We start from the raw sequence: 12,622 nt of genomic DNA, 5'->3' as shown, positions 1-12,622 counted from the left end.
GCTTCTCGCGTACTATCAGGATTTTCCATCCTGGTGCCAGCCCATGCCGCCCTACACCGTCCTGATCGCCATCGCGGCACTGCTCCTGCTCCTTGCCATGCTGGCCATGCGCGGGAACAGTAAGTCCCGTATGCTGCTGCGGCTGCAAAGAAAACCCGTCATGACGGCGCGCGAGCAGCGGATGTACCGCCTGCTGCAGGCGGCCTTGCCGGAATGCACGGTACTGGCGCAAGTGGCGTTTTCCGCGCTGGTGACGGCAAAAGGCTGGGCCAACAGAAACCGTTTCGACCGCAAGGTCGCCGATTTTGTCCTGTGCAGCCAGCAACTGCACGTCATCGCCGTAATCGAGCTCGACGACCGCAGCCACGCCGGCCGCGCGCGCCAGGATCGGGAGCGCGACGCCATGCTGAGGCAGGCGGGCTATGTCACCTTGCGCTATGCAAATTTCCCCACGCAACAGGCGCTGCGCACCGATATCGAGCGGCTGCTCATGCAGAAAACCGGCATGAAAGCCGATGTGCTGCCCGCCTGACTGCGCGCCTACACATCAGTCGCGCGTCAGCACTTCCAGCAATGCAATCTCGAACATCAAATTGGCATTCGGCGGAATCAATCCCACCTGCCGCTCGCCATATGCCAGCTGCGCCGGCACCCACAGCTTGCGCGTGCCACCGACCTGCATGCCTTGCAAACCCAGTATCCAGCCCTGGATCACCTTGTTATTGCTCAACACGCAGCGGAAAGGCTCGCCGCGCCGGTGCGACGAATCAAACTCCGTGCCATCTTCCAGCCAGCCCCGGTAATGCGCCGTGATCAGCGCGCCGCGTGCCGCCGCCTTGCCATCGCCCACCACGACATCTTCAATCGTCACTTCAGCCGTCATCTCGTTTCATCTTTCATCAAATCGCCATGCCGCGATTGTACGACAGCATGAAAAAAGCCCCGGCAGTTGCCCGCCGGGGCTCGTTCTATTCCTGCTAAATTCTGGTGGGCCTCCCGTGAGTCGAACACGGCACCAACGGATTATGAGTCCGCTGCTCTAACCAAGCATGAGCTAGAGGCCCGGGGACTGCGGCGGGGCGGCGCTCTTGATGCCCGCCTCGCGCGGCCGTTTTGGAAACGGACACGCGAGGATAGGGGTATCAGGGGCGCACGTCAAGCCCTATTGGCGTCTAGTTGCCTTCCAAGAAGCTTTTCAGCTTGTCGGAGCGCGATGGGTGGCGCAGCTTGCGCAGCGCCTTCGCTTCGATCTGGCGGATGCGCTCGCGCGTCACGTCAAATTGCTTGCCCACTTCTTCCAGCGTATGGTCGGTGGACATCTCGATGCCGAAACGCATGCGCAGCACTTTCGCTTCGCGCGGCGTCAGGGAATCGAGCACGTCCTTGACCACGCCGCGCATCGAGGCATGCAGGGCCGCGTCGGCCGGCGCCAGCGTGTTGTTGTCCTCGATGAAGTCGCCCAGGTGGGAATCGTCGTCGTCGCCGATCGGCGTTTCCATCGAGATCGGTTCCTTGGCGATTTTCATGATCTTGCGGATCTTGTCCTCGGGCATCTCCATCTTGATCGCCAGGGTGGCCGGATCGGGTTCCGCGCCTGTTTCCTGCAGGATCTGGCGGGAAATCCGGTTCATCTTGTTGATCGTCTCGATCATGTGCACGGGAATGCGGATCGTGCGCGCCTGGTCGGCGATCGAGCGCGTGATGGCCTGGCGGATCCACCAGGTCGCATAGGTCGAGAACTTGTAGCCGCGGCGGTACTCGAACTTGTCGACGGCCTTCATCAGGCCGATATTGCCTTCCTGGATCAGATCGAGGAATTGCAGGCCGCGGTTCGTGTATTTCTTGGCGATCGAGATGACCAGGCGCAAGTTGGCCTCCGTCATTTCGCGCTTGGCCTTGCGCGCCTTCATTTCACCGGCCGCCATCTGGCGGTTGATGTTGCGCAAGTCCGGCAGCGGCAGCACGACGCGCGCTTGCAGGTCGATCAAGCGCTGCTGCAGTTCCTTGACGGTCGGAATGTTGCGGCCCAGGATGGCGCTGTACGCATGTCCGGCGTTGACTTCGCCATCGACCCAGTCGAGATTGGTTTCATTGCCGGGGAAGACCTTGATGAAGTGGGCGCGCGGCATGCCGCAGCGGTTCACGGCCACGTCGAGGATCTGCTTCTCGATATGGCGCACTTCGTCGACCTGGCCACGCAGGGTGTCGCACAGCTTTTCCACCACCTTGGCCGTGAAGCGGATGCCCAGCAACTCTTGCGAAATGGCTTCCTGCGCCTTGGCGTACGGTTTCGAGTTGTAGCCTTCTTTTTCGAAGGCGCGGCGCATCTTGTCGAATTGCTGAGAAATGACGGCGAATTTCTCCAGTGCCGTGCGTTTCAGCGTTTCCAGCTGTTCGGCGGAGAAGCCGGCGGCGCCTGACGCGCTCGCTTCTTCCTCTTCTTCCCCTTCCTCTTCTTCCGCCTCGCCCTCTTCCTCGTCTTCCTCGACGGGAGCGGACACGACAGGGGCAGCGGCGACCGGCTCGTTTTCATCGACGAGGCCATCGACGATTTCGTCGATCTTGATCTCTTCGTTGGCGATGCGGTCGGCGGCGGCGATGATTTCGGCGATCGTCACGGGGCAAGCCGAGATGGCCTGGATCATGTCCTTCAAGCCATCTTCGATGCGCTTGGCGATCTCGATCTCGCCTTCGCGCGTCAGCAGCTCGACCGAGCCCATCTCGCGCATATACATGCGCACGGGATCGGTGGTGCGGCCGAAATCGGAATCGACGGTCGACAATGCGGCCTCGGCGGCAGCTTCCGCCTCGTCGTCGCTGGTGACAACGGCAACGTTATCCGACAGCAACAACGTTTCCGCATCGGGCGCGTGCTCGTAGACGGCGATGCCCATGTCGTTGAAGGTGCCGATGATGCCTTCGATGGCTTCCGGATCGACGATATTTTCGGGCAAGTGATCGTTGATTTCGGCGTAGGTGAGGAAACCGCGTTCCTTGCCGAACTTGATCAGGGTCTTGAGTTTCTGGCGCCGGCGCTCGAGTTCTTCCTCGCTCGCTTCCGTGTCGGACGAGAAGGCGTCCTTCAGCAGCGCGCGCTCCTTCGCCTTGCGATCCTTGGCCTTGGCCTTGTCGACAGCCTTCAGTTCGGCCCGCTCGACGGCATTCAGCGCGGCGACTTCATCATTTTCTGGCTGGAATTCTTTAGGCTTGCGGCCGCGGCGGCCTGGCACTTTTACCGACGGCAAGACATATCCGGACGTATCGATCGCGGCCAGCGTGGCGGCGTCGGTCGTCTGGCTGACCACGGGCGCGCTGGTCACGCGCGCTTCTGGCCGGTCGAGCGCCTTTTCGGCTTTCGTGGTAACTTTAGTGGGCTTTACAGCCGCTTTGGATTCGGGTTTCTTGATTGGCACAGGCGCTTTCGATTACACAACGACTTGCTTTACGGTGGATTAGGATAAAGTTTGCTGCCAGTTCCCTGTCTACCTGCGGGAACCACCATCTTCGAACCTGCCGACTACGCAAATTCGACACTGTTACGTTACTTACACCTCATCGGCCACGATCCGCGGGATACGCAGCACTTCCTGTCCACCGACTGTCGCCAGCCGTGTTCGGCAGAAAATTCTGCATCCGACCGCGTTGGGAGCGAGAGCCTGGCGCGGCTTGCCAGCGTCTGCAAGCCTTGCCTGCAACGCCGAAAACGCCAGTTGGCCCTGGCTGCCGACACGATCTTCCGCGCCGATCAAGAGCCTAACTTACTGAAAACAAATACTATTTACGAAACAGAACTAGCTTGCCAAAGCACACAATACTTAGCATTTAATTATAGCACGCGAAAAATGTTTTTCCAGTGCGCGCCATACCCTCAGGGCAAGATTAGCGATTCACCAACTCGGCATCGCGTTCGCGCTCCAGCGCCCCCTGCTCCTGCATGATTTCGCGGTAGCGTACACCAATTTTCTCGGATGGCAAACCCGAGGCAAACAATTGCTGCAATTCCGCCTTCAAGGCATTCAATTTGATCTCGCGTATGGTGCTGACCAGCCACGACAATTCGCTGTCGTAATCGGATTCCGTGCCGGCCGCGATCTCGCCGATGATCTCGTCGTATTCGCTGCCCAGCTCCTTCAACTGCTGCGCCAGCGCGGCAAAACTGCCGTGCTCGCCGAGCGCCTGGCCCACGGCCACCAGCTGCCCCAGGCTGTGCGCCGCATCGGGCCCCAGGTGCTGGAAGGCGGCCAGCGCCGCCTCATCGACGCGCAGGGTCAGCGGCGGATGCGCCACCAGCATGCGCATGATCTTCAATTCCAGCCCGACCGGCACGGGACGGCCCGATTTCGGCGGCGCGCGATGCGCCAGGGCAACAGGTTTCGCCAGCTCGAACAAGCCTTCGATTTCGGCCGGCGTGGACTGCGTCAGCTGCGCCAGGCCGCGCACGATCTGCAGCCGCAACGATGACGGCGCCATCAGCTGCAGCAGCGGCTTGGCGTCGAACTGCACGCGCGCGCGCCCTTCCGGCTCCGACAGGTCATGCTCGCCCGACACTTCCTTGAGCAGGAATTGCGACAGCGGCATGGCTTCATGCACCTGCTGCTCGAAGCCTTCGGTGCCAAATTCGCGGATGTAGCTGTCCGGATCATGTTCGGACGGCAAGAACAGGAACTTGATCGTCTTGTTGTCCGACACGTGGGCCAGGCTCGCTTCCAGCGCGCGGCGCGCGGCGCGGCGACCGGCCTTGTCGCCATCGAAACTGAAGATCACGCTGTCGGTCTGGCGCAGCAGTTTTTGCACGTGGGTGGGCGTGCACGCCGTGCCCAGCGTCGCCACCGCTTGCGGGAAACCCATTTGCGCCAGTGCCACCACGTCCATATAGCCTTCCGTCACCAGCACATAGCCGGCATCGCGGATGGCCTGGCGCGCCTCGAACAGTCCATAGAGTTCGAATCCCTTGGAAAACAAGGGGGTTTCCGGCGAGTTCAGGTATTTCGGTTCACCATGGTCGAGCACGCGGCCGCCAAAGGCGATGACTTGCCCCTTGGTATTGCGGATCGGAAACATGATGCGTTCGCGGAAACGGTCATAGCGCTTGCGGTTATTCCCCTCTTCATCGACCTTGTCGATCACCAGGCCCGCTTCGGCCAGGGCCACCACGTCGTAGTCGGGGAAGACGGAACGCAGGTTGTCCCAGCCGCCCGGCGCAAAGCCCATGCCGAAGCGAGCGGCCACTTCGCCCGTCAAGCCCCGGTTCTTCAGGTAGGCGATGGCTTCCGGCGCATGGCGCAATTGCCCGCGGTAGTAATCGCACGCCTGCGTCATGGCGTCGGACAGGGCCAGGCTCTGCGCCTGGATCTGCGCGCGCTGGGCCGGCGGAATCTTGTCGTCTGCCTCCGGCACCACCATGCCCACGTTCTGCGCCAGGTCCTTGACGGCGTCGACGAAACCCATGCCCGAGTACTCGATCAGGAAGCCGATCGAGGTGCCATGCGCGCCACAGCCGAAGCAATGATAGAACTGCTTGGTGGGACTGACGGTAAAGCTGGGCGACTTTTCACTGTGGAACGGGCACAGGCCCATGAAATTGGCGCCACCTTTTTTCAGTTGCACATAGCGCCCCACGACATCGACGATATCGACGCGGTTGAGCAAATCGGAAATGAAGGATTGAGGTATCACTGGCTAGGGCGGGTCTTGTTATAGGTCAGACTATACTACCGCACGTGGCCGGAGGTTGAGCCAGGTCAACGTGTGGGCTGTTGAACGGCTGCCAGCGTGGGCGCTGGCAGCCTTGATACTACGCTTGCTGCTATATGACGCTTAGGCGGCTGGCGTCAGGGCCTTCTTGACCAGCGCCGAGACGACGGTCATGTCGGCGCGGCCAGCGAGCTTCGGCTTGACGATGGCCATCACCTTGCCCATGTCCTGCGGACCGGCGGCGCCCGAGGCGGCCACAGCGGCAGCCACTTCGGCCGCCACTTCCTCGTCCGACAGGCCGGCAGGCATGTAGCCGGTCAGGTGCACCAGTTCGGCTTTCTCGATATCGGCCAGGTCGGCGCGGCCACCCGCTTCGAACTGGGTGATCGAGTCCTTGCGCTGCTTGATCATCTTTTCCACGATGGCCGTCACGTGCGCATCCGTCAGTTCGATGCGTTCGTCGACTTCCTTGCGCTTGATTTCCGCCAGCAACAGGCGAATCGTGCCCAGCTTGCCCGCTTCCTTGGCGCGCATGGCGTTTTTCATGTCTTCGGTAATTTGTTCTTTCAAGCTCATGGCAATCCTCGTTGGTCAGTGTGGGGGCGATGCTCGTGCGCGCGACGGGGCCAGAAAAGCGAAAACCCGCTGCGGCGAACCGGAGCGGGTATGCGACTCATCTGAAGTATAACCCCAGGCGAATCAAAACAAAACCCGTGGCGAACAATGCGCCGTGCTACCCGGGTTGGTTCTGACTGAACAGTCTTAGAATAATTTTTTCGGCAGTTGTTGGCTGCGGATGCGTTTGTAATGACGCTTGACAGCAGCTGCCAGCTTGCGCTTGCGCTCAGCTGTTGGCTTTTCGTAGAATTCGCGAGCGCGCAATTCGGTCAGCAGACCAGTTTTTTCGATGGTGCGTTTGAAGCGACGCATTGCGACTTCGAACGGCTCGTTTTCTTTAAGGCGAATAGTGGTCATGTAAAATTCAAACCGTTGAGGTGGTGTATAGGAAGAGATAGATAGTAGCAGCTTTTATTCGGAAAGGGAAGCCCCTCCCCCACTTGCGTGCGGCATGCAGCCTGAGATTGCTGCCCGGCTGTGGTGTAAACCACGCATACGGGCAGCAGTTTACCTCAAACGGACGTCTTGCGGCGGCGCGCCATGAAGCCCAGCAATCCCAGGCCCGCCAGCAGCATGGCGTAGGTGCCCGGTTCCGGCACGGCGCTGACGTTCATGCTGACGCCATCGAGGAAGGCCGAGGTATCGTAGGCATTGTTCGGGTTGATGCCGGCAAAGCTCAGGGTATGGCTGCCGGCGCCGATGTTGAGCGCGTTCACATTGAAGCTGGTCCAGCCCGTGTTCGTTACCGCATACTGGCCCAGCAGGCTGCCATCGAGGCTGACCGTCACGGCCTGGCCCTGGTCGTAGCCGGGCCGCAGCGCCAGGTTGAAGGCGAACGTGTAGTCGGCCGCGCCCGAGCTGACGAAGCTTTGCGAGATCGATGCCGTATTTTGCAGGAAGGCAAAGGCATTGCCCTCCTGCGCCACGCCATTCCACGCCGTGTAGCTGGCCGACACGCCGGCGCCGCCCGTGAAGCTCCAGCCCGGCGCCACATTGCCATACACGTAGCCGCCACCGACGGTATTGTTTTCAAAACCACCATTGCTCAGCACGGGGGTGCTGGCAAGGGCGGCGCTACTGAGCAGGGTTGCTGCGACGGCGGCGATCAGGTGTTTCATGGCGACTCCAGGGCGATGGTCAGGGATGCCTGACATTACACTCAGGCATGAAAAATGTTTAAAAATCAATTTACATGCCAAGTATTCAATATCACTTGATCGAAGTCAAGAACATTGTCACCAATAATCACCTGCCGCCGTGAAATAACAACTGATTGTTACTGCAAGGCAATTCCTGCCGCCACGCCCGAAGCCCAGGCCCACTGGAAGTTGTAGCCGCCCAGCCAGCCCGTCACATCGACCGATTCGCCGATGAAGTACAGGCCCGGCACCTTGTTCGCCATCATGGTTTGTTGCGACAGTTCGCGCGTGTCGATGCCGCCGCGCGTCACTTCGGCCTTGCGGTAGCCTTCGGAACCGTTCGGCACGATGGACCAGGCATTGATGGCCTGCCCCAGCTTGCGCAGCTGCGCGTCCGGCATGTCGGCGATGCGCGCATCGGGCGCCAGGCCGTTGACGGCCAGCAAGCAGTCGGCCAGGCGTTGCGGCAGCCATTGCGCGACGATATTGCCCAGCTGCTTCTTCAGGGTGCCCTTGCCTTCGATCAAGGTCTGCGCCACGTCCACTTCCGGCAGCAAATTGATGACGATGGGCGTGCCCGGCAGCCAGTAGCTGGAAATTTGCAGGATCGCCGGCCCCGACAGGCCGCGATGCGTAAACAGCAAGTCTTCGCGGAAACGCGCGCCCGTCGCCTTGCGGCCCTTCAGGCTGCCCGTCTCCACGTCCACTTCCAGCGCGATGCCGGACAGTTCCGCGAACGGCGCCCAGCTGGCCGGGTCGAACGTCAGCGGCACCAGCGCTGGACGCGGTTCGACCATCTGCAGCTTGAACTGGCTGGCGATGCGGTAGGCGAAGTCGGTGGCACCGATCTTCGGGATCGACAGGCCGCCCGTGGCGATGACGATGCTGGCCGTCTCGATGTCGCCGCTGTCCGTCTGCAGCACAAAGCCGCCGTCATCTTGCTGAACAACATCGTCGATCTTGCACGGCATGCGCCAATGCACGCCGCCAGCGGCGCACTCGTCCTTGAGCATGTCGATGATCTGCTCGGCCGAGTCATTGCAAAACAGCTGGCCCTTGTGCTTCTCGTGGTAGCCGATGCGGTATTTTTTCACCAGCGCGAGGAAATCCTGCGGCATGTAGCGCGACAGCGCGCTCTTGCAGAAATGCGGATTTTCCGAAAGGAAGTTCTGCGGCGTCGCATTGATATTGGTGAAGTTACAACGTCCACCACCCGAAATGCGGATCTTTTCGGCCAGCTTGGCCGCATGATCGATCAACACCACGCGCTTGCCCTGCTGGGCGGCCACGGCCGCACACATCATGCCGGCCGCGCCCGCGCCGATCACTGCCACATCAAATTGTTTTGCCATAAGAATTCCGGTCACCGCTGATTACAAAGACGCCATTGTAAACTGCGGCGACGCGGCTAGCGCGGCCGTGCTGCAATCTGCCGCGATGCCATCAGGCATTGCGCGACCTGCTCGGCAATCGATGGCGGCACGGGCACGTCGCCGCGCAGCACGGCGGCGATCCACTCGGCGGTCGTGGCTGCATCGCGCTCGGCCGGCAAATGCGGCAATTGCTCTACCAGCAACTGTTTTTCCACCAGCACCGTGCGCTCGCCGTCGTGGAACCAGTCGATCTGCTGCGCCTTGTTGGCGTTGGCCACCGTCTCGCCTTCCGTGCCGCGCATCAGAAAAGCGTCGCCGCGCCCGGGCGGAGAGGCCGTGAGGAAATATTCGCCTAGCATTTCCAGGTATTCCGGATGCGTGTACGACACCAGGCGCAAGGCCGGCCCGGCAAACGGCTGCATGATTTTCACGAGCGTGTGCGTGGAATTGCGCACGCCCAGCACGCGCCGCAGCGACAGCAGATACGCCATGCGCGGCGCCAGGGCCGCGATGGGCAGGAAGGCCACCTCGCCGCGCGCCATAGCGGCCTCGGCTTGCGCATGGTCGGCCGAGGCCGGCACGCCCAGGTCGGCCAGCACCTCGGCCGTCGTGATGCGGCCCGGGTCGCTGGTGACGCCGTGCACGAGCACGGGTGCCCCGGCGCGCGCCAGCAGCAGCGCCAGCAGGGCCGTCAGGTTGGCCATCTTGCGCGCGCCGTTATAGCTGGGAATGACGATCGGGGCGAACTCGCCGGTCGGCGCGGCCAGCGGCGCGAACGAAGCTTCGCCCGCATCGAGGAAACCGGCGATCTCGTCCACGGACTCGCCCTTGATGCGCATCGACAACAAAATGCCGCCCAGCTCCAGGTCCGAGACCCGGCCCTCGAGCATGGCGCGGTACAGGGCGCGGGCATCCATGCGCGTCATGCTGCGCGCGCCGTTCTTGCCGCGCCCTATTTCCTTGATGAAACGTGCAGCGGGAAATGGCTCGCCGGCCACGTCGGTATGGGGTATGGAAACAGTAGTCATGGCGCCAGCTTACACGGATTGCTCGCCATGCTGCCAGCCTGCGCGGCCAACTATGCGCAGATGCAACAGTCCAGCGATAAATATTTCCCCCAAGAATTTTCATCGGCAATGAATCCGCCCGCGCGCGCGCTGCGTATAAGCATGCACGGGAGGAATCATCATGGAACACGCGATCAAACAGGAAACGGCCTTTGCCGGCATCGAAACGAGCAAGCTGCTGCTCAAGGCCGTGCTGATCTCGGGCGGTGAAACGCTGTGCAAGGTGCTGGAAAACGACCTGGCCGGCTACCGCTGGCTGCGCAGCTGGCTGCAAAAGAACGACGTGAACGCCATGGGCTTGCGCGTCTGCATGCGCCTCGATGCGCCGTACAGCGAGGTCCCGGCCCGCGTGCTGGCAGGCATGGGCATGCTGGTCTGCGATGCCCAGCCTGCCCAGCTGGAAGCATATGTGCGCGGCCATGGCTTGCCCGGCAATGCGGCGGGCGGCGCCGCCGTGCTGGCCCGCTATTGCGCCGATACGCGCCCGGCGCTGTGGACGCCGCCTTCGCCCGCCTACGTGGAACTGCGCCTGTGGCTGCGCCGCCTGCATGCCATCGTCGCCGTGCGCAAGCAGGAATCGGCGCGCCTCGATGCGCACCTGCAAGCCGGCCAGCATGCGCTGCACGCCCTCGTGCGCCAGCAGATCGCCTGCCTGGACGCGCAGATACGCCAGCATGAAAGCGCCATCCTCGCCCATGTGCGGCGCCATCCCGGTCTGCCCAAGCCGCCCGAGCTGGCCGGCAATTACCAGCGCATCGCCCGCTACACCTTTGCCGCCAGCCAGACCGGCGGCCAGTAAACGTCCGGGCCAGGCAGGGCCGACGACGTGCCGGCCCTATCATAAAAACAACTGAGCCATTCCCGTTTTAGCCCCATCCCCGCCGCCAGGCCGCATTTCCGCTACACTATTGCCTCTTAAAGAACGCAATAGCGAAAGCCTAGCCAGAATCATGAATACGCCAGACATCGAAAATATCAACGTCACCTCCTTCGCGCCCATGCCGACACCGGCCGAACTGCACGCCAAGCTGCCGCTGTCGGAAAGCGCCTTCGACACCGTCAGCCGCGGCCGCGAAGCGCTGCGCAACATCATCGACCGCAAGGACCAGCGCCTGTTCGTCGTCGTCGGTCCCTGCTCCATCCACGACCCGGTCGCCGGCCTCGATTACGCGCGCCGTCTGAAGGCGCTGCAAGAGGAAGTCAAGGACACGATGCTGCTGGTGATGCGCGTGTATTTCGAAAAGCCGCGTACCACCACGGGCTGGAAGGGCTATATCAACGACCCGTACATGGACGACTCGTTCAAGGTCAACGAAGGCATGGAAAAGGCGCGCCAGTTCCTGCTCGACGTGTGCGAACTGGGCCTGCCCACCGCCACCGAAGCGCTGGACCCGATCTCGCCGCAATACCTGGGCGACCTGATCGCCTGGACCGCCATCGGCGCGCGCACCACGGAATCGCAGACGCACCGCGAAATGTCGTCCGGCCTGTCGACACCCGTCGGTTTCAAGAACGGCACCGATGGCGACATCAGCATCGCCGTCAACGCCATCCTGTCGTCGGCGCACCCGCACTCCTTCCTCGGCATTAACGGCGAAGGCAATGTGGCCATCGTGCGCACGCGCGGCAACGCGTATGGCCACGTGGTGCTGCGCGGCGGCGACGGCCGCCCGAACTACGATTCGGTGTCGATCGCCATCGCCGAGCAGGCCTTGGCCAAGGCCAAGCTGCCGGCCAACCTGGTGGTCGACTGCTCGCACGCGAACAGCTATAAAAAGCCGGAACTGCAACCGCTGGTGATGGCCGACGTGGTCAACCAGATCCGCCAGGGCAACCGCTCGCTGGTGGGCGTGATGATCGAATCGAACATCGTCGGCGGCAACCAGAAGATCCCGCAAGACCTGTCGCAACTGACCTACGGCTGCTCCGTCACCGACGGCTGCATCGACTGGGACACGACGGCCACCATGCTGCGCGACGCGCATGCGCACCTCGTCAATCGCCCGGCATAAAATATTACGGCCAACAATGTTGTCGGATTACGGCCCTGTGGGCCTAATCCGACCTACCCGACGGGCGCGTCAATGCGTAAGCCGACACCGCCAAGAGGCATATCAAGCCATCTGCACATGCGGCAGCACGGCGAACGAACCCGCCAGCGCCTGTTCGGCCTTGCTGGCCGGGATATTCAGTTCACTGAGGTCCAGGTAGATGCGCCCGTCCATGATGCGCACGGCGTACAGGCGCGCCATGCCCTGCACGGGCGCCACCAGGCGGCCCGAATCGAGCTCGATGATCCAGCTGTTTTTCGGTCCAAGCAGGTTTTTCTCCATCAGCACCCCGTGCGCCAGCGGCCCGCCCAGGCCAGGCACCATGTCGAGCAAGGCATACACCGTGTCGTCAGCCGCGCGGAACAGCGCCACGCCCGGCAAATCCTGCCACGCCAGCCCCCGCTGCACCATGCGCGCGCCCGCCAAAGGCAAGTCCTTCAGGCGGCAAATCATTTTCCATTGTTCTGGCATTGTCAGCTCCCGCGAAAAATGTACCAGCTTGCCTAAGCAAGAGCGGTGCCAGTGCCGGCCAGGGCGCAGGGTGGCCGATATCCCCGTCAAAACCGGCGCGCGCCGCACTGCGCAAGTGCACACTGCCGCCGAAATGGTGCGCCGGCCGCACGGTGGAATGCCCGGCTTTCCTTTACAATGGCGGATTACTCCCCCTATTTAGCACCTTC

At 62.0% G+C, this 12,622-nt stretch carries 12 protein-coding genes and 1 tRNA gene; 3 read left to right on the top strand and 10 right to left on the bottom strand.

Annotation, left to right across the window (positions count from 1 at the left end):
* The first annotated feature begins 43 nt into the window (after positions 1 to 43).
* On the top strand, positions 44 to 532 hold the full coding sequence (locus tag YQ44_RS03210) for a DUF2726 domain-containing protein (protein WP_071322145.1): 489 nt from the start codon (positions 44 to 46) through the stop codon (positions 530 to 532).
* A gap of 15 nt (positions 533 to 547) precedes the next feature.
* Here the strand turns inward: YQ44_RS03210 and YQ44_RS03205 are convergent, their stop codons facing one another.
* From YQ44_RS03205 to ybiB, 9 genes are all read right to left on the bottom strand, one after another.
* Positions 548 to 883, bottom strand: coding sequence for an FKBP-type peptidyl-prolyl cis-trans isomerase (locus YQ44_RS03205; RefSeq protein ID WP_071322144.1), 336 nt, complete (start codon positions 881 to 883; stop codon positions 548 to 550).
* 102 nt (positions 884 to 985) lie between these two features.
* A tRNA-Ile gene (locus YQ44_RS03200) sits at positions 986 to 1,064 on the bottom strand.
* Between the two features lie 108 nt (positions 1,065 to 1,172).
* Positions 1,173 to 3,413 carry an RNA polymerase sigma factor RpoD gene (gene rpoD, locus YQ44_RS03195; protein WP_071322143.1) on the bottom strand — a complete coding sequence of 747 codons (2,241 nt, stop codon included), beginning with the start codon at positions 3,411 to 3,413 and terminating at the stop codon, positions 1,173 to 1,175.
* 466 nt (positions 3,414 to 3,879) lie between these two features.
* A complete protein-coding gene (dnaG, locus tag YQ44_RS03190; protein ID WP_071322142.1) occupies positions 3,880 to 5,676 on the bottom strand; it encodes a DNA primase in 1,797 nt (598 codons plus the stop codon).
* Between the two features lie 141 nt (positions 5,677 to 5,817).
* Positions 5,818 to 6,270, bottom strand: a complete 453-nt coding sequence (locus YQ44_RS03185) for a GatB/YqeY domain-containing protein (RefSeq protein ID WP_034746974.1) — start codon at positions 6,268 to 6,270, stop codon at positions 5,818 to 5,820.
* A 186-nt stretch (positions 6,271 to 6,456) separates the two neighbouring features.
* On the bottom strand, positions 6,457 to 6,669 hold the full coding sequence (rpsU, locus tag YQ44_RS03180; protein WP_008451879.1) for a 30S ribosomal protein S21: 213 nt from the start codon (positions 6,667 to 6,669) through the stop codon (positions 6,457 to 6,459).
* 155 nt (positions 6,670 to 6,824) lie between these two features.
* Entirely contained in the window at positions 6,825 to 7,430 is a 606-nt protein-coding gene (locus YQ44_RS03175; RefSeq protein WP_071322141.1) for an FxDxF family PEP-CTERM protein, read from the bottom strand.
* 158 nt (positions 7,431 to 7,588) lie between these two features.
* A complete protein-coding gene (locus YQ44_RS03170; RefSeq protein WP_071322140.1) occupies positions 7,589 to 8,803 on the bottom strand; it encodes an NAD(P)/FAD-dependent oxidoreductase in 1,215 nt (404 codons plus the stop codon).
* 56 nt (positions 8,804 to 8,859) lie between these two features.
* Positions 8,860 to 9,852 (bottom strand): DNA-binding protein YbiB, encoded by a 993-nt coding sequence (gene ybiB / locus YQ44_RS03165; RefSeq protein WP_071322139.1) that lies wholly within the window; start codon positions 9,850 to 9,852, stop codon positions 8,860 to 8,862.
* A gap of 160 nt (positions 9,853 to 10,012) precedes the next feature.
* Here ybiB and YQ44_RS03160 point away from each other — a divergent pair, with 160 nt between their 5' ends.
* Complete coding sequence (locus YQ44_RS03160; protein WP_071322138.1) at positions 10,013 to 10,690, top strand: hypothetical protein; 678 nt, start codon at positions 10,013 to 10,015, stop codon at positions 10,688 to 10,690.
* Between the two features lie 151 nt (positions 10,691 to 10,841).
* Entirely contained in the window at positions 10,842 to 11,903 is a 1,062-nt protein-coding gene (locus tag YQ44_RS03155) for a 3-deoxy-7-phosphoheptulonate synthase (RefSeq protein ID WP_070254320.1), read from the top strand.
* Positions 11,904 to 12,005: 102 nt separating this feature from the next.
* Here YQ44_RS03155 and YQ44_RS03150 read toward each other — a convergent pair whose 3' ends face one another.
* Complete coding sequence (locus tag YQ44_RS03150; protein WP_071322137.1) at positions 12,006 to 12,413, bottom strand: nitrite reductase (NAD(P)H) small subunit; 408 nt, start codon at positions 12,411 to 12,413, stop codon at positions 12,006 to 12,008.
* Positions 12,414 to 12,622 lie beyond the last annotated feature (209 nt).

This window comes from Janthinobacterium sp. 1_2014MBL_MicDiv, assembly GCF_001865675.1.
Taxonomy (GTDB): domain Bacteria; phylum Pseudomonadota; class Gammaproteobacteria; order Burkholderiales; family Burkholderiaceae_D; genus Janthinobacterium.
Note: the sequence above shows the minus strand (reverse complement) of the source record. Positions and strands in the feature narration are given on the sequence as shown.